General features: G+C 43.0%; 14 protein-coding genes and 3 pseudogenes. 6 read left to right on the top strand and 11 right to left on the bottom strand.

Translation table 11 applies throughout. The features are described from left to right. Positions 1 to 1,531: SbcC/MukB-like Walker B domain-containing protein (locus A3756_RS23440; RefSeq protein WP_304438933.1), on the top strand; the 1,531-nt coding region annotated here is incomplete at its 5' end. A gap of 101 nt (positions 1,532 to 1,632) precedes the next feature. Here A3756_RS23440 and A3756_RS23435 read toward each other — a convergent pair. Both A3756_RS23435 and A3756_RS23430 read right to left on the bottom strand, forming a co-directional pair. Beyond that, a complete protein-coding gene (locus A3756_RS23435) occupies positions 1,633 to 2,373 on the bottom strand; it encodes a YebC/PmpR family DNA-binding transcriptional regulator (RefSeq protein ID WP_068554413.1) in 741 nt (246 codons plus the stop codon). A gap of 147 nt (positions 2,374 to 2,520) precedes the next feature. After that, positions 2,521 to 2,835: an SCP2 sterol-binding domain-containing protein gene (locus tag A3756_RS23430; protein WP_068507398.1), complete on the bottom strand. Its 315-nt coding sequence runs from the start codon at positions 2,833 to 2,835 to the stop codon at positions 2,521 to 2,523. 307 nt (positions 2,836 to 3,142) lie between these two features. On the opposite strand from A3756_RS23430, the gene sohB reads away from it, so the two are divergent. Both sohB and A3756_RS26275 read left to right on the top strand, forming a co-directional pair. After that, positions 3,143 to 4,177 (top strand): protease SohB, encoded by a 1,035-nt coding sequence (sohB, locus tag A3756_RS23425; RefSeq protein ID WP_068512159.1) that lies wholly within the window; start codon positions 3,143 to 3,145, stop codon positions 4,175 to 4,177. Positions 4,178 to 4,326: 149 nt separating this feature from the next. Then, positions 4,327 to 4,497: pseudogene (locus tag A3756_RS26275) on the top strand (integrase); the annotation flags it as partial. Between the two features lie 158 nt (positions 4,498 to 4,655). On the opposite strand, the gene A3756_RS23420 reads toward A3756_RS26275, so the two are convergent. From A3756_RS23420 to A3756_RS23400, 5 genes are all read right to left on the bottom strand, one after another. Continuing rightward, positions 4,656 to 4,943, bottom strand: coding sequence for a type II toxin-antitoxin system RelE/ParE family toxin (locus A3756_RS23420; RefSeq protein ID WP_068512156.1), 288 nt, complete (start codon positions 4,941 to 4,943; stop codon positions 4,656 to 4,658). Between the two features lie 3 nt (positions 4,944 to 4,946). Then, positions 4,947 to 5,174: a CopG family transcriptional regulator gene (locus tag A3756_RS23415; RefSeq protein WP_068511406.1), complete on the bottom strand. Its 228-nt coding sequence runs from the start codon at positions 5,172 to 5,174 to the stop codon at positions 4,947 to 4,949. 111 nt (positions 5,175 to 5,285) lie between these two features. Next, entirely contained in the window at positions 5,286 to 6,140 is an 855-nt protein-coding gene (locus A3756_RS23410; RefSeq protein WP_068554804.1) for a DMT family transporter, read from the bottom strand. Positions 6,141 to 6,159: 19 nt separating this feature from the next. Next, entirely contained in the window at positions 6,160 to 6,543 is a 384-nt protein-coding gene (locus A3756_RS23405) for a YchJ family protein (protein WP_068513714.1), read from the bottom strand. Next, on the bottom strand, positions 6,543 to 7,724 hold the full coding sequence (locus tag A3756_RS23400) for a cation:proton antiporter (protein ID WP_068513710.1): 1,182 nt from the start codon (positions 7,722 to 7,724) through the stop codon (positions 6,543 to 6,545). The genes A3756_RS23405 and A3756_RS23400 overlap by 1 nt, the downstream gene beginning before the upstream one ends. Positions 7,725 to 7,953: 229 nt before the next feature. Here A3756_RS23400 and A3756_RS23395 point away from each other — a divergent pair, with 229 nt between their 5' ends. Together A3756_RS23395 and A3756_RS23390 are read left to right on the top strand one after the other, a co-directional pair. Next, positions 7,954 to 9,999: an AarF/UbiB family protein gene (locus A3756_RS23395; RefSeq protein ID WP_068554802.1), complete on the top strand. Its 2,046-nt coding sequence runs from the start codon at positions 7,954 to 7,956 to the stop codon at positions 9,997 to 9,999. 8 nt (positions 10,000 to 10,007) lie between these two features. After that, positions 10,008 to 10,763: a pseudouridine synthase gene (locus A3756_RS23390; protein ID WP_197470047.1), complete on the top strand. Its 756-nt coding sequence runs from the start codon at positions 10,008 to 10,010 to the stop codon at positions 10,761 to 10,763. A gap of 4 nt (positions 10,764 to 10,767) precedes the next feature. On the opposite strand, the gene ggt is transcribed toward A3756_RS23390, so the two are convergent. The 4 genes and pseudogenes from ggt to A3756_RS23365 all read right to left on the bottom strand — a co-directional run bounded on the left by ggt (position 10,768) and on the right by A3756_RS23365 (position 17,703). Next, the gene (ggt, locus tag A3756_RS23385) at positions 10,768 to 12,558 is read right to left on the bottom strand and encodes a gamma-glutamyltransferase (protein ID WP_068554800.1); all 1,791 of its coding nucleotides are present in this window, start codon (positions 12,556 to 12,558) and stop codon (positions 10,768 to 10,770) included. Between the two features lie 52 nt (positions 12,559 to 12,610). Then, positions 12,611 to 15,616: pseudogene (locus A3756_RS29355) on the bottom strand (transporter substrate-binding domain-containing protein). A 147-nt stretch (positions 15,617 to 15,763) separates the two neighbouring features. Then, positions 15,764 to 17,020, bottom strand: a pseudogene (locus A3756_RS23370) (ABC transporter substrate-binding protein). Positions 17,021 to 17,145: 125 nt separating this feature from the next. Further along, a complete protein-coding gene (locus A3756_RS23365; protein ID WP_068554794.1) occupies positions 17,146 to 17,703 on the bottom strand; it encodes a CHAD domain-containing protein in 558 nt (185 codons plus the stop codon). Here A3756_RS23365 and A3756_RS23360 point away from each other — a divergent pair. After that, positions 17,687 to 18,223: CHAD domain-containing protein (locus tag A3756_RS23360; protein WP_156490725.1), on the top strand; the 537-nt coding region annotated here is incomplete at its 3' end. The two genes, A3756_RS23365 and A3756_RS23360, sit on opposite strands and share 17 nt — an antisense overlap.

Here is an 18,223-nt window from a genome sequence, read left to right as displayed (position 1 = left end):
AGAGGCCTGCCAGGAAGAAGAGAAAGTAGAACAGAATTTATTAGACGCTCTAATAAGAGATAAAGAGATACAAGAAACTGAGCATCGCTATATCAGCCAGCAGTGCCAAGATAAACAAGATCAAATCAATAGCTTATGCAGTAGTGAGCAGGAGCTAGATCAATCTTTACAAGAAAATCTGGCTAAGCTTAGTGGCCATGATGTCGTGATAAGCCCGGACTTAAGTGCTTTAGGCGAGTGGTTGGAGACAACCCGAAAGGAGTGTTCGCTGTATGACGACAAGGCAAAGCTACTTCAGACAGAGCTTGGATTAATTAGCGATATCGAAAAGCAACATGACCAATACAAAGCCGTATTGAGCGAGCTTAATTCCCAGTTTGCCGAGGCGAAACAGAAACAGCAGTCGTTCATGGAGCAGCTTGCTGTACAGAAGGCAGAGCGCAAACGTCTGTTCGGCGATAAAGATGTAAGTGCCGAGCGTGAGAAGTCGGCTCAAAATTGTGAAAAAAGGCTTCTGTCCTATCAGGGCTTGCAGGGGTCAATAGCTGAGATCGAGAGAAACTTATCGGCACTTCAGGGAAAGCAGCAGCAGCTCGAGCAGCAGAAGTTTGAACACAAAGATCAGTTGGATCGTCTTGCTCATGACTGGCAGCAGAGACTCGAGAATAGCGTGTTCGAAGACCTGCCCAGCTTTCAGCAGGCTCATCTTGATGACGTAGAGATCGAGAATTTGGTGTCTTTAAAAGAAGAAACACAAAAAACTAAANCAACATTGGAGGCAGAGCTAAAAACTGCCCAGAGCCAGTTAAAAGAGTTACAAGCTAAAGATCTTCCTAATTTGTCACTCGAAGAGCTCAAAGCGCTACTTGATGGCCTGGAGAGTGAAGTAGAAGCTTGTAGTCAGAGGCAGGGTGAACTAACGCAGATACTTAAGACCAACGCAGAACAGAAACAAAAGCATGAAAACCTGATGCGAGAAATTGAAGCCCAGCGACAGTGCTACGATGATTGGAGTCACCTTAATAGTTTGATAGGCTCCAAAGATGGTAAACGTTTCAGAGTCTTTGCACAGGGCCTGACCTTAGATTATTTAATACAACTCGCTAACCAAAGGCTTGAGGGGCTACATGCCCGTTATTATCTGGTTAGAAGTGATATTCAAGGGCTGGAATTGCAGGTAGTCGATAAATGGCAAGCAGATTCGCATAGAGATACACGAACTCTATCTGGCGGTGAAAGCTTTTTGGTCAGCTTGGCGCTGGCCCTGGCTTTGTCTGACCTGGTTAGCTATAAAACTCAAATTGACAGTTTATTTCTCGATGAAGGTTTCGGTACGCTAGACCGTGCGACATTGGATATCGCACTAGATTCACTGGATCAGCTCAACTCTCAGGGTAAAATGATTGGCGTGATTAGTCATATAGATGCCTTGAAAGAGCGTATACCTGTTCAGATTGATATTAAAAAAATGAGCGGGCTTGGGTACAGCCGTTTGGATAAGGCTTATGAGATTAAAGGGCAAGCTGATTAAGGTAGGCAGCGGCCAAAGTGCTTTACTGAAACGTAAGCACCTTGGCTTGTTTTGGATTCCGCATTAGCGAGGGGTGAAACCCTCTGCCTAAGAGAAACGTTTTAAAACTCAGCGCTATGATAAACGTTCTGCACGTCATCCAGGTCGTTAAGCATATCTAGAAATGTCTCGAAGGTAGTGATATCGTCACCTGAAATTTCAGTCGTTGTTTGTGGAACAAACTGGATTTCATCAACTTTAAAGTCTACTTCCTTTTCACCGTTCTTGTTCTCTGTACCGAATGCTTCGTTAAGCGCTTGCTTTGCCTTGAAATAATCAGTGTTAGGTGCAAATATCGTGATTTCGCCGTTTTCACACTCGATATCACTAACATCAACATCGGCTTCCATTAAGGCTTCAAGGGCGGTGTCTTCATCTTCAGACTTGAATACGAAAATAGCACTGTGATCAAACATGTGACCAACGCTACCTTGGGCACCAATTTTACTCTTGGTTTTGGTAAAACACTGGCGCACATCACCGAAGGTACGGTTAGGGTTGTCCGTTAGGCAGTCAACAATTACCATGCAGTTTCCTGGGCCAAAACCTTCATAGCGAGCTGTCGCAAAGTCTTCGCCAGCACCACCTTTTGCCTTTTCAATCGCTTTTTCAATAACATGACCAGGAACCTGATCTTTCTTGGCGCGGTCAATCATTGACCTAAGTGAAAGGTTACCGTCAGGGTCGATACCACCAGACTTTGCGCACATATAAATCTCGCGGCCATACTTGCTGTATACCTTGGTTTTGGCGTCGGCGGTTTTTGCCATTGATTCTTTACGGTTTTGGTAAGCTCTACCCATTTTTTAAGGTCCCAAACTATTTTTAGAAATCGGAATAATGTTTTCAGAAACAGAATACTACCGTGATGTAAAATGTTTAAAAAGTGTCACGCACAAAAAAAGCCGCAGAAGCGGCTTTTTTAGCTTAATCATGTTAAGCAGACCTTACTAACCGATGCTGAAAAGCTCGCCTAGCTTAGTTGCTAGCATCATGTCGCCTTCAGCACGTAGCTGACCAGCCATGAACGCTTGCATACCGTCAGTTTCGCCACTAACGATGCCTTTAAGAGTTTCAGTGTTCATGATCAAAGTAACTGAAGGATCATCGTGCTCACCAGCTGCTAGTTCGCATGTACCGTCAGCGATAGTTAGGCTGTAGTTGTCATCGTCTTCGATGTTGAATTGGAATACCAAGTCGATGCCGCTAGCTGCGTCAGCGTTGAAGTTTTCTTTTAGTGTCTCGAAAGTAGAAGCTACAGACATGAGAATACCCTTTTTATGTATCAATTATCGCTAAGCTACACGTGTATATGCATGAGATTGAAGCTCAATAGTGCAAGGTAGCTAGCCTGAGTGTGAAGCGTATTGATTTTCACGGATGTCAAGATTAGTTACTCGAAAAACGCTTGTCAACTAATAAATCGAACGCTTGTTTGAATTATGGTGTGAAGGTGTAAATTAGTAGCCAACAATATCTGAACGAAACCCTTGTATTTGGCAATAATGGCCCAACAATGCAATGGTCATAATGTTTTCGTTATTTGTATATATCAAACCTGAGGATAAGCGAGTGGAATTTTTGACTGAGTACGGTGTCTTCTTGGCGCAGACAATTACAGTTGTTGCTGCCATTTTAATAGTGATGGCTGCAGCAAGCAGTGCAGCTCTAAAAAACAAGAAGCCTGAAAGCAAGGAAATGCTGATTGAAAAATTGAATGAAAAGTACGAGGAAATCAAAGATACGCTTGAAGAGTCGATGCTGAGTAAAGAAGCATTAAAAGACAAGAAAAAGCAGCTCAAGAAGCAAGAAAAGGAAAGTAAGGGGAAGTCAGACACTGAAGATAAAAAGAAGGTGTTTGTTCTAAGCTTCGAGGGTGATATTAAAGCAAGCGCTGTTGAGGGCTTCAGAGAAGCCGTTTCTGCGGCACTGTTGGTTGCACGTCCGGGTACCGATGAAATCGTGGTCAAGCTTGAAAGTCCTGGCGGTATGGTTCATTCCTATGGTTTGGCCTCTGCACAGCTAGATCGAATTAAGCAGAAGGGTATCAAACTGACAGCTTGCGTAGACAAGGTCGCTGCGAGTGGTGGTTACATGATGGCGTGCGTTGCAGATCAGATTATTGCTTCACCTTTCGCTATAATGGGTTCGATTGGTGTGGTGGCTCAGGTGCCTAACTTCAACAAGGTACTGAAGAAAAATGATATCGACTATGAGATCCTGACTGCTGGCAAGTACAAAAGAACCTTAACAATGTTTGGTGAAAATACTGACGAAGGAAGAGAGAAGTTTAAGTCGGACTTGGAGGATACTCACCAGTTATTTAAGTCCTACGTTTCAGAACGTCGTCCATCGGTTGATATTGAATCAGTTGCCAATGGTGATATCTGGTTTGGTTCTAAAGCCAAGGAAGTATCTTTAGTTGATGACTTGAAAACATCAGATGAATATATTTTAGAAGCCTGTCAGGACTCAGAGGTCTATTCCTTGGAATTCAAAGCAAAGAAAAGTTTGATGGATAAACTAGGCATGTCGGTAAGCTCAGGTATTGAACAGTCTGTTACCAAACTGCTTTCCGAGCTGAATATCTCTCGTGGTATGAAGTAATTAATTAAGTCGTTGATGGGGCGGGGTTGCGACTCTGGCCCCATTTTTATTTTGTGAATGTTTAAACAGGGGCCGCAATTTACCTGTAATTTCAAAGTGCGCAAGTTTGGTGCTCATTGAAGCTCTGTGTATCCATTATTTAGCCAGCTTATGGCACCCACTCAATGAGGCGAACAAAAGCTTCAATTATTTATCGTGAAACAAAGAACTTTAGAGCTATTCAGATATTGCTAGGGCACTTTAAAATTGACAGCACTATAAGGTATCTTGGGGTTGAAGTAGATGATGCGCTTGATCTTGCCGAACGAATTCAGGTGTAGAATTTCGTCAAAAGGCGGTTATTTACAATTTAAGTAACTTCCTTTTTATGCAATTTTTTAAAAGCCGGCATTAAGGGCTCATCAAAATAAGTAAATTAATTTTGGCTTTTAAATAAGACCTCGACTTTCAGTAATCGCTTATTAACTCTAGAGAGTTCCTATAACCAGCAATCAATATCCTGACCTCCTAAAATAGCCATTATTTCAACGACCGCACCATTAACACGGTAGTAAATATTATCGGAGCAATAAGAGCAGCGCCTATAACCTGGGCGAATATGGTCAACTGATTGGAAGAGATATGGGTTGATAGAAATTTTCTCGAACATATCGAAAAAACCATGGTAATAGGTATCTGCCTGAGCTTCTCCAAACTCGCTATATTCGTAAGCGTATATCCGCTTTAGGTCTTCTTTAGTATTCGAAGATATCTTAAATTCAAACATGCCTTACTTCAGTTCTGACTTGAATTCAGCCAGCATCTCAGATGCCATTTGATTTACAAAACCACTGGATTCTGCATCTTCAAGCTTTCTATTAATTGCTTCAGCCCTTCTCGCGCTGCGGATAAGATCGTTTATCAATTCACTTTTATTAGAGTAATCTTGAACATTATCTACATGATTTCGCAACCAAGAATCATTTTGCTCTGTTAACGTAATACTTTGTCTCGGCATTTTACACCTCCCTCGATACAAACTTGGTGTAATTATACACCAGGTTTGTAGTGAATGGTCTACAGAATATTTAATAAGCTAGATACAGACTCACTACTTAGACTAAGTCTCTCAGTGCTTAGCAAAGACACTCTCATACAAAGCAGCAAACAAAATAATGCCACCACCAAGTAGTGTGTTGAAGCCTATTCCTTCTCTTAAAAGTAAATATGCAAATAGGCTTCCATAAACGACTTGCAGGCTTATCACCATTGATACGCTTTTAGCTGAACGATAGCGTAGGGCGTACGTTTTTTGAGTATGTGGGATTGCCGTAAACACGGTGCCTAGTAGAATTAATGCAAGTAGATCGGGTGTTTTTATTTCCACTGGCGAGACAGATGCAAAGGGTAGCAAAATTGCGGCTGACACCATCGCGTGATAAAACATAATGGTGAAAGGGGAAATATCTGACAGGTGCTTTGATACCAGAATATTTCTTAGTGCCACAGCCAGTGCAGATAAAAGACCAAACAATACTCCTGCGGTGACATTGTTTTCGAGAGTAAAGTCCGGGACGATCATAAAGACACCGAGCATAACCAGCAAACCCATGAGGATATCGGCTTTATGAAGCCGTGTTTTATTGATTAAGGGTTCCAGAAATACCGTCATGACAGGAAAGGTAAACATCGAGATCATGCCGATAGCGACAGTCGACAGCTGCATCGCTTGAAAATAGGCTGTCCAATGAACGGTGAACAGCATGCTGCAAAACACCAAGAGTAAAAAAACGGGTAAAGTGCTAATTCTAAGTTTTTGTTTGAATAGAAGTGCCACAATAAATACGGTGAGGCCGCAAATCAGAGTTCGGTAGGCAATTATGTCCCAGGCAGCATAGGGAATTAGTTTTGAAAAAAGTGCTGTACCACCAAGCAATAATGCGGCGATATGCATATGAAGCAGTACTTTATTATGTATATTCATTTAAGCTTCATAGCAAGTATTAATTATCAGTAGCTGAGTGATACTGCCAAATACCATCAAGCTTAATGAAATGGCTATTCTCTACAATTCGCTGAGCCTTGCCCGACACTTTATAACGTGCAACGAAAGACACTTGGCCTTCCTTATCATCCTCTAGACCTGCTACTGTATCTTTAATTTTCAAACCAAGCCACTTACTTTGTGAATCGAAATCAAGGTTGCTTGGGCGGGTGTCCGGGTGCCAGCTTGTTAGAAGGTAGTCTTCATTCTCAAGTACAAAGGCACTGTAGCGAGAGCGCATTAGCTGCTCGGCTCTTAGTGCTTTAGCTATGTCAGCATGAATAAGAGCACAGCAGTCGTCATACGTCAGGGAAGACCCACAGGGGCAAGGAGCTTTGGGCATTAATCTCGTCTTAATTTGTCGCTAATAGCGATCGGATTGGGGAAGTTAAAGATAACAATATATGAGTTAAAGATGAAAGTCAGTATTGCTGTGGCCTGGATAAGGTGGGAGGCCTCGGTCCCTATCAAAGCCGATGCGGTTGCCAGGTAGGCAATCAGTAACGAAAACTCACTAATTTGGCCTAATCGAAAACCAGCTTCCCAGGCAATGTCATTGGGTTCTTTGCTGCGCGTAAGCAACCAACGGAATATCACTGGCTTGATAACAATAATCAGCCCAGCCAGTAGTAGTGAGGGGAGAATAACGTCTGCCAGTAAGCCTAAGTTGAATGAAGCGCCCAGCGAAAAGAAAAACAGAACTAAAAAGAAGTCACGAAGCGGTTTTAAATGCTCGGCGATATATTGGGCGATTGGGCTAGTCGCGATGCTGATGCCTGCGATAAAAGCGCCGATTTCAGAAGATAACCCAATGTAATGTGCGAGTTCTGCAACACCCAGGCACCAACCAATTGTCAGCAAGAATATATACTCATGAAAACGGTCAAACTTGGATATCAATTTAAGGATGACATGCTTTACGGTAGCGAATACGACAAAGATAAGTAATGGCAAAGTTAGCATTGTTTTAACGAAGCTAAAGATACTGTTGCTGTCCGGATCTGCTGAAGTACCGCTGCCTCCTAATATGAGCAACACGACAATTGCCACCAAATCCTGTAGCAGTAGCATACCCACAACAAGTTCCCCGACATGGCGGTGATGCAAGACGGTTGTAGGGAGAAGCTTTATGCCTATAATCGTACTAGAAAACATCATCGCACAGCCGATAATCACGGACTCTTGAGAGCTGTAGCCAAAGCCTTTTCCAATCATAAACCCGGTAAAGGCGAAGGCTAGGGAACTGACAATAGCGACCAGGGTGGCTTTTCGCAACATGTGCATCAAGCTCTTTGGTTGCATATCGAGCCCTAATAAAAACAGCAAAAAGATAATTCCGATCTCTGCTATTTCTGACAGCAGGTGCGCATCGCTCACATAGTGCAAGCCATAAGGGCCTATTAAGGCACCTAAGGCAATATAGGCGACAATAATAGGCTGACGAGTATATAAAACAATTGAAGCAAGGATCGCGGCCCCAGAAAAGATAAGGAAGAAGGAATTGACAATCGAGAGATGTTCCATAGTACTTTGGGGCTCAGTGGGTCTTAAAACAATGTAATTTACTTGAAAGCTTATCTGCCTCTTAAGCAGTATAGCAACGATTTACGGCTATTAGCTTTGAAGCAATAATTTAACTCTCTGTCACAATGCTTTTTGTGTTGACAAATGACTGCAGGAAAGTCGCCATTATGGTAATCTTGTGCTCATCAATCTGTCATTCTGCTTAAGAAAGCACGGTGCTCTGTTTATAATGTCGAAGCCAAAAATGCCCAAAGAGAAAAAACGCTTTCTGGATATTCCATCTATCAAGGACAGTACCTTTTCCGTATTTAAAGGGGCTGGCGACTTGGCGACGAGTAGTGTCGCGTTGCCAAAAGCCTTTGTGCCGATTGTGAAACTCTTGATGACAGAGCGCATGATCACTCAAGATGAATTAGCCGACGAACTCGATCTTTTATTCGAGCAGTTATATCTTCACCCGGTTTCATCTCACTCTAGGTCATTGACGGAGTACCTTCGAAAGTATCGTATTATCCCCAATGAAGAGTCGACAGAAAATCTTATTGGTTATGTCGTTAAGCAGGCGGTTCTGCGCAGCCCAGTCGATATTCCTGAAGTTGTTGTTGATGAGTTTTGGAGCTTCTTTCAAGAATTGATAGAATCGCCAGAGCTTAAAGGCGTTGTCGAGCTGAATCTGGATATTGTCCGTTCAGTCTTGCGTACATATGAGCCTTTGCTTCTGGATATCGTTAACAGCATTAAGCATATCCGAAAGATAAATCAGAAAACCTTGTCTGAAATAGTATTAAAGCTCCAGGTTTTGCGTGGCGACATACATATCCTTAAGCGACAGATAAAAGCTATTCGCTACATAAAACCCTTCCTGCAAACAGACCCAAAAGACTTTAAACAACAGGCAGAAATTGTTGCCAAAATGGTACGTGAGTTCGGCCCTTTGTTTATCAAAATGGCGCAGGTCGCCGCTGCAAACTCAGACTTCCTGCCTGAAGAAATCTCTAAAGAGTTAAAAGTATTCCAGGAAGATGTCGACCCGATGACGGCATCCGAGGTCTATCAAGCCTTTAATGAGGAGTTTGGTCAGAAGCCAGAATCCCGATATTTTGGTTTTGATGTCAATAACCCGATTAAATCCGGCTCAATTGGCTCAGTATTTGTTGCTAAGAAACCAATGCAGCATGGGGATGAAGAGGTTCTAGTCCCGGTCGTCGTAAAGGTGGCACGTCATAACCTAGAGCGTGAGTTTGCTATGGGTTCTCTGGCCATCGAGCTGATGCTTATCAGTAGTCAGTACTGGGCACCTCATAGTAAGTTGAGGCCGTTTTTGGCGGCAATGTCAGAACAGATAAAGGAATTTACCAAAGGCTTTGAGCAAGAGCTCGATTTTAAACATGAAGCAGAAATTCAAGACCGTTTCTATCAGCGGGCCCTGGCATCGCCAGTATGGTATGTACCGGGTTTATACGGTGCTACTGGACGCATCATTGAAATGGAATTCCTTCAGGATGCCATGGCGATAAACCAGGCGATAGATCGTTACCGTGGTAAGCGAAAGAAAAAGTTTCAGAGAAAACTTGCCGACAATTTCCTATACACCATGCTTGAACATCTTCTGATACACCAGGAGTTTCACGGAGATCTTCACCCTGGAAATGTGATGGTAGATCTCGATGCCAGGTTGTTCCTTATTGATTGGGGAAATGCCGTCGATATGCGTGGTAAGTGGGGAATGGTAGGTCGTTACCTGGCGTCGGTATTGAGTGGCGATGTTGATATGCTGACGATGACTCTTATTCAAATGAGTAAGGGCCAAAAAGGAAACCTGGAACGCTATGACGAGATTAAAACAGCGCTTGAAGAAACGTTGTTTAAAAAGAACGTTACCCCATTGGGTAGAGACTTTATGTTTCGCCTTTATGAAGAGGGGCAGGAAGGCTTGCGCCAGCGTTTACAGACTGCCTTGCATTTAATGTCTAATACCTATCAGCTTGATATGACCATTAAGAGCGATTATCTACACTTATCTAGATCTTTGTTTGCTATGGTCGGCACCTACAATAATCTTTATAAAGATATCTCTGGCTGGACAATGGCGAAAGATCTTGTTGCGGATGTAGCGATGTTTCCGCTTCGTTTTACTTATCACCGCATTGTTAGGCCGAATATTCTATCTGAGCCTGAAGATTCACCCTATGCTACGAATCATTTTGCTGCCCAAGAGCAATTAAAATCAAAAACGGCCCCTGTCGCGCCAATGTCTTTACTAGAAATTCAGTAGGCCGGCTGGTGAGTTCAGAAACTGATGAAAGCTTAATAACGCTATTTGAAGATGCTAATCTTCTTGCCGTTCATAAGCCAGCTGGTATCCCTTTTCACTGTGATGACCTACTTCAAGGGATTGTGCAAAAGGTTAGGCTTCAGTTCGAATCTGAGCAGCTTTTCCCTGTTCATCGCTTAGATAAAATGACTTCTGGATTGATGGTTTTCGCAAAGACTCAGGCCTCGAACAAAGCAATAAGTGAAATGCTCCAGAATAAAACCATCGAAAAGTACTATCTGGCACTGAGTACTAAGAAACCAGGTAAAAAGCAGGGGGCGGTTGCCGGTGATATGGTTAAAGGGCGTCGTGGTAGTTATTTGCTTCGTCGAGAAAAAACTAATCCTGCTGTGACTCGTTTTTTCGCCAAGGCGCTCGACCCGATGTTGAATAAAGATACTGAACTGAGCACGAAAGAAGGCTATTGGCTATTTGCATTAAAGCCAGAAACCGGTAAAACTCATCAGCTTCGTGTAGCCTTAAAGTCACTAGCGAGCCCAATTTTAGGTGACGAGCGCTATAGTGGTATGAAGGCTGATAGAGGCTATCTGCATGCTTATAAGATGTGCTTTGATTTGTTCGGACAGCGCTATGATATCACCGATGAGAACTTTCAAGGTGAAGCTTTTAGCCTCACAAGTTTAAGCGAAAGCAATGATTTTAGACTGCCTCAGAAGCTAAATTGGCCCAAGGCTGCTTTCAAGTTAGACAACAAGCAAACATAAGTATTTATTTTCCTAAGACAAGCCCTTCGCGACGCTTGTCTGCGCCGCCAAGCAAGCCTTGTTCAGTAAAGATCACCCCATGCAAGCCTGAGTTTAAATCTTTCACTTTTGTTTGGTAGCCCATGCCTTCAAAGACGTCTTTTAGTTTCTCTGCCGAGCTGTTTGCTTCGATATCCATCACACCAAAGCGATTAACTATATGCGCCTGATCAAAGGCTTCTTGTGGCGTCTTTTCCCAATCCAAAATTGCAATTAAGCTGTTGGCGACATAGTTAATAATGCGTGAACCGCCGGGTGAACCCAGAGCGACATAGGGCTGTTTGAGGCCATTGGTATCTTTTTTAAAGACGATGGTGGGTGCCATCGATGAACGCGGACGCTTACCTGGTTCAACACGGTTAGCAACGAGTTTTCCTTTATGGTGAGCCCTAAAGGAAAAGTCAGTGAGTTCGTTATTTAAAAGGAAGCCATTCACCATTAGTCTGGAACCAAAACCATTTTCTATGGTACTGGTCATCGAAACTATATTTTTATCTTTATCAACGATCACAAAATGGCTGGTTGAGGGGACTTCGATTGACTTACCTGCCTGATAGGCGGCATAAAATTTTGCATCGGGAACTCCCGGCGATACACCTTGCAGGGCTGTTCCTGGCGTAATTAGCTTTGATCTACTTCTAAGGTAGTGCTTGTTGAGCATGGCTTTTGGCCAGTCTACAAATGCCGGGTCCGCAATATATTGCCCTCGATCAGCAAACGCTAGGCGGCTGGCATCGGCGATAAGCTGCCATGTTTCTGCAGAGTTTGAGCTTCTTTGTGACAGCCCGAAAGGCTCTAGGATGCCGAGTATTTGCGCAATGCTAGTCGCACCAGAGCTTGGTGGCCCCATTCCGCAAACTTCGTAAGTCTTGTAAGGAGAGCACACCGCTTGCCGTTCAATCACTTTATAGTCTGAGAAATCTTTCTGGGATAGAAAGCCTGGGTTGCTCGCTTGCTTTACTTTATCAACGATTGTTTGGCTAATATCGCTATTATAGAAGTAATCACCACCATGTTTTGCTAGAGCGACCAAGGTGTTTTTGTAAGCAGGGTTCTTAAGTTGCTGTCCTGCTTGTATCGCACGTCCATCAGGAAAGAAATATTGGTATGCGCTATCATCACTGCTCAAATATTTTTCATCTCTTTTTACTGCGTTCGCTAACCGTGGGCCTACATTAAAACCATTTCCGGCAAGTTGTATCGCAGGGCTGAGTAGAGATAGCCACTTCTTCTTACCATATTTCTTGTGGACCTCAGCTAAAAGTTTAACCGTCCCGGGTGTGCCTACTGATCGACCACCTACTACCGCGTCGAAAAAAGCCATTGGCTGAGCGTCTTCTTTTAAGAAAAGTTCTGAGTGAGCGTCTAAGGGAGCAGTCTCACGCCCGTCAAAGGTAGTGAGCTTGTTATTTTGTGAGTCATAGTAGACCAGGAATGCGCCACCGCCTAAACCGGAGGATTGCGGTTCAACCAGACCAAGTACCGTTTGTACGGTGACCATAGCATCGATGGCATTACCGCCTTGCTCTAATACCTTATAGGCTGCTTTACTTGCTTCCGGGTGTGCACTGACAACCATAAACTCTTTTGCATAGCGCGATTTTATAAGGTCAGAAGCGGGGCGTATTGTTTGGGTTTTGAGTTGTTTATTATCTGCTTGGCCTTGCTCTGGAGCGAATAGGTCACTTACTTGCTGACAGTGAAGCAAAGGAGAATAGAAAGATAGTATTGTTATGAAGGTGAGTAGCGACTTCATTTAGCGATATCCTCTTACTTAGGTTCTTATTCTGGAGCGGCTTAACAGTGCGTTACTTGTGCTTGAGCAGGGTAGACAACTTTTCGGCTTTTTCATAGAGCCAGCCTTGTATTGAATCGCAGCCACACTCTAGCAAGAAGTCGTTTTGTTCCTGGCTCTCGACACCTTCGGCAACTACTTTCATATCCAAACCGTGCGCCATTAGGATAATAGCAGAGACGAGTTTGCAGTCAGATTCGTAAAAAGGAAGTTCGTTAATAAACTCTCTATCGATTTTTAAGGTGTTAAAGCTGAATTTTCGGAGGCTGCTTAAAGATGAATATCCTTGGCCGAAATCATCCATTGCGAGTTTCATACCTAGCTCAGTTATTTTATTAAGTATGAAGTCCGTATTGCTCTGGCTGGACATCAGAACGCCTTCTGTAATCTCAATTTCTACCGAACTATAGTCAATGCCCGAGGAGGATACCGTGTCGCTCAAGACATCTATAAGACTTGGTGAGTTAAATTGAACCGGAGAAATGTTTATCAACATTGTGCAGCGTGCATTGTAATGAGCTTTAAGCTCGACCAGCGCAGCTAAAGACTGCTGAATTACGAACTCACCAATCGGAATGATCATGCCGTTTCTCTCGGCTACTGGGATAAATTCGGCAGGGGATACTTGGCCAAGATGCTCGCTGTGCCAGCGTAATAATGCTTCAAAGCCTATTACTTGTTTACTTTGTGCGTCGATCTTTGCTTGGTAGACCAAGTACATTTCGTTCTTGTCCAAGGCAGCGCGAAGTGCTTGCTCTAACTCTATTTGACGCGATACTTTCTCTTTTCGCTCTGTAGTGTAAAAAGCATAGGAACCGTTAGAGAATTCTTTTGCTACGTGAGTTGCTGAATCGGCATTCTTAAGTAATTCATCAGATGTGTCGCCGTCAAAAGGAAAAATTGAGATCCCGATGCTCGCCGAAAGAGTGTATAAACCCGCATCTATTTGAAAGGCTGCCCGAAACTGCTCCAATACGGAGCTGGTTGTTGAAGCTAGGTCGGACACATCATTAAAGTGACTGATGATAATCAGGAATTGATCACCACTGAGGCGGCCCAGTGTGTCACCCTCTGTTAGTGTTGTGCCAAGCCGCTCAGCAACTTGTTTCAGGACTTGATCCCCGGCACTGTGCCCGTAGGAGTCATTAATCTTCTTAAATTCATCGATGTCTATCGAAAGCATGGCTACTTTCGAGTTGTTCTGTTTGGCTTCGTTAATGCGTTCTCGTAAACGGTCTTCGATCAGGAAGCGGTTTGGAAGGTCGGTTAGCTGGTCATAATGCGCTGAACGAAGTATCTGTGAAGTTTGCTGTCTTACTTTACGCTTTAGCATCATGTTCCAAAGCGCACCGATAATGATGATGACAAAAAGAGCAGCACTTATCCGAAGAACGATCATTAGGCTCTGCTCGTTATCGACTTTTATGCTTGTCCATTTTTGGCGGATAGCCTCTTCTTCTTCCACCGTAATACTGTCCAGACCTTTTTCAATAATAGAAACCAATTCGGGCCAGTCATTACGTACGGCGAAGTGTAGGTTTTGTTTCTCTTTTGAAACGGGGGCGGCTACCTTTAGGTTGTTAAGGTTAAGCTTCCTTATCCAATAAGAAGTTGAGGCGACATTTCCTACAAATGCATCGACTTCGCCACCTGACAATGCAAGCAAGGCTTCATTCAGGGTTTTGTATGTATGGGGCTGGATATTCGACTGCTCAGTGACAAAGCCATAGTGCGATGAATTTGCCTGAACAGCGACTTTATGAGTGCTGAGTCAGATAAGCCAGAAATAAAGGGAAAATCTGACTGAGTGACAATGACACGATGGAAGCTCAGGTAAGGGCGGGTATAATTAAAAAAATTTCTTACGCTCTTCAGTCATACCCACAGCCGGCATAACATCCAATTGTTTATTTTTTGCTTTCTCGGTCACTTCTGCCCAGCTTAGGTCAGGAATGACTTCCAAATTTAAATTTAAGCGCCGATTTAACAAGCTAATATAGTCCGAGGCCAGACCCTTGTATTGGCCATCTTCAAAAAACTCAAAAGGAGCGAACTCCGGGTCTACACCCAATTTAATAGTTGGATGAGCATCTGCCCAAGCACGTTCATCAGGACTTAGACGAACTTGCCTGTTGGCTTGTAAATAATCGATCGGAAGCCATTTAGAGCGAAGCGCTTGAAGCTGATCTTCGGGAATGCTGCGCAGAGCCTTGGTTAGAATTGAAGATAAAAGCGGCCAGTCTTTTCTTACTGCAATCGACTCAGGCGAGCCATTACTGTCGTATATTGCTGCATATTTTAAGTTTGAGATCAGATACTTGGTGCGATAATAATGCCCAGCACCAATAAATGAGACGGCTGCATCGGCATCACCGACAGACACGGCATTGAGCGCATCAAGCATCGTATCAACCTTCAAGGGTTGAATCGTAGGGAACTCTTTAGTAATTCGTTTAGCGTATTGGTAGTCAGAAACCAGAGCAACTTTTTTATATTTCAGGTCAAATTTGCTATCAATCTCTGTGTTGTCGTCACGAGTGATAATAACTAATGACTTTCGAATATATGGGTCAGAGAACTTGAACCAGGTATTGCGTTCATCACGCTCTACCATTGTTGCCACAATATCTACTTTATGTTGCTTGGCATCTTCGTATAGCTCTTTCCATTGCGTTTTTGCATAGGGCGAAAACTCGACCCCCAGTTTTTTTGAAATAATACCGAACAACTCTGGCGAAAAACCATCGATAGATTTGTCATTGTCCAAAAAACTGTAGGGAGGGAAGTAACCATCATATGCTATTGATACAACGGGATGTAGTGCTAACCACTCTTGTTCTTCCAGGCTTAAGTTGATTGAGCTATCGGGCGTCGCGTGGCTATATAGCGGGGCTAAAATAAAACCTAATATAAGCAGCTGCAAACACTGAGTGAGTGAAGAAAAAGACGTAATCCTAGGGAAAAGAGTAGCTGCTATTACTGATTTTTTAGGGGGGTGACCATGCTGCTTGTTGCTCATAGACGTCCGGATTGTTCTGTAGAGAGTTAGGGCTTATGTATACCTAGTTTTAAACCAAATAATACAAGCACTTAACAGTGATTCCCAAACGCTAGTAAAATGTAGGCAAAGCGCTCCTTGTTTTGAGCGCCTTCCCCGGCCTATGAGCTAATTCAGAATAGATGATTTGTTTGCTTTAAATCGGTCATTCTTCCATTGGCGCTGGGTTCTTGCGGCTTTTTCGCCACTCATACTTGTTAGAATCTCGAAGTAATCTGACTGGTATTTATCTTTTAAAATATCTTCTTTAGTCTTACCTTTCACAGCATAGACTGTCTGAATATTTTGTTGGTCAAAAGCTCGCCATTCCTGCTCATCTTTTAACAAAGAATATTTATGGCCTTCCAGAGCTTTTCTAACCTTGGCTGTTTCAAAGCTGCCTGCGCGTTCTACGGCGTCTTTGTATTGATATAAAATTGAATATGCCGAAGCTGCGGAAGAAGAAGGGTAGGCGTCATAGCGTTTGCTAAAGGTTTCAACGAATTTTTTGCCTGTTTCATAATTGTATTGTTCTGGTATATTCCATGCCCAGGGTAAAGCACCAACAACGCCCTCCATTGCTTCAGGTCCAGCACTTTTGGCCATGCCTAAGGTCAGGTTAGGTACGACGATAGACATTTTTTTCTTAAGCCCCATGGCGGTGACCATTTTTAAGGCTTTTGCCATATCATCGCCAAATAAAACCAACACTAATACATCGGGTACTTCTTCTTTCGCTGCGTCTAAGGCCGCCTTGAAGTCCTGCTTTGTCGCACCAGGGAAGGGGACAAGTGCGCGCTGGTGTGCTTTTTTGTCTTTGGTTTTGCTGAACTTGCGAATTGAGTTTTCAGTCGACCAGCCTCAGGTATAGTCTGCAGTGATGTAGAATAACTCTTTACCTTTGAAGTTTTTCTTTAGGTATTTTGAAAGCACTTTAGCGCCCATCCAGGCGTTATAACTTTCCCTGAACATGTGGGTATGACCGTCTTTCCCCGTCGTGGCATTTGAGTAGGTTAGCGTGCCAAAGTATAAAGTGTCACGCGCTTTTGCAGCGTAGCCACCTGAAATAGAGACAGCGCTAGAGGAACCGCCAAAAATCATTTTTGCGCCCTGGTCATCGATCATGTGGACGACGTTTGTGGTAGATATTGCGGCTTTTGACTGAGTGTCTTTTTTAAGAAGCTTTATGGGTTTTCCTAGTATCCCGCCATTATTATTAATTTCTTCAACTGCCATATCGGCAGCACATTCTTGGGCGAGTCCTTGTACTTGGTAAGGGCCTGAAGCGGGATAGTTAAGGCCTATAATGACTTCATTTGCACTTAAACTACTGGCATGTGAGATTAATGTTAACAAGGATAGGCAGAAAAGCTTACGTAAAAGCATATAAAACTCATAAAATAGTGGATTAACAGGAATTTAGTTTAGTCCATACAACGTAAAGTCGCAGGGAATTTTGATGAGAAATTGTTTTATATCTATTGCTATACAAAAACTGATCCGCCAATAGTTTAGAGATGAGGCTCTCGCTTACAAATTACTTCTTTTTGATCAGTCTTTTGTTGTTGCAGGTGCTTCAATAGTTTTTTGGCAGAAGTCTTCACTTGTTTATTTTCATTCTTAGTCTGTAGCTCAATATACCTACCTAACATTTCACACTGTACGCATAAGTCCTGGAAACGCCCAAAGAGCGCTTGGTGGGCTTTGTAAGATTGTTTGGCTGAGCTTGTTTTGGAGCCAGTAAGCTCAGAGAGGTAGCGGCTTTTCTTAATTAGCTTACGGATATGGTGAAGGTCGTCATCTTGATTGCTTGAGGTTAAATTATCCATAAGTCGACTGATATTGTCTGATAGCTCAATTTGTTTGTCAGTAAGCTTGTCATCATTAGTTTTTCCACACAGCTGTTCAAATTCACTAGATCTAAGAAACTGCTTCCATTGTTTGTTGTCTCGAAGAAAACGTTCACTATTGGCGAATTCACAGAATGCTAACAGCTTCTCGTGACGTATTTTTTCGAGGTCTTGGTATAGTTGAGAAAGTCCCTCACCGTATATGCGTAAAGTAAACAAAGCAGCTCACGATGCTGAAAGCGATCAAAATCAAATCCAGACAAATTTACTCAAACTTCACAAAATGTCCTTGGGTTTATTGCCTGGCTGTCTTGCAGATATAGATTCCGAATTTGTTCATCAATACAGAGTTTGTCTAAGAAAAACCTGGTCAATTGCTAGCATGATTTACACCTTAACAAAAGACAAAACGCTTGATCAGCACCTACGGAACTTAAAACAGCACGCAATGCTCACTGGCGAGCTGAGAGATTTAGACGTATTTCTAAACTACCTTTCAGTCATTTCTGGTGAAGAGCAAGGCACATACGGTGAGGGACTTTCTCAACTATACCAAGACCTCGAAAAAATACGTCACGAGAAGCTGTTAGCATTCTGTGAATTCGCCAATAGTGAACGTTTTCTTCGAGACAACAAACAATGGAAGCAGTTTCTTAGATCTAGTGAATTTGAACAGCTGTGTGGAAAAACTAATGATGACAAGCTTACTGACAAACAAATTGAGCTATCAGACAATATC

The organism is Oleiphilus sp. HI0086, assembly GCF_001635225.1.
The sequence above is the reverse complement of the archived record's forward strand: the minus strand, read 5'-3'. Positions and strand labels throughout refer to the sequence as shown.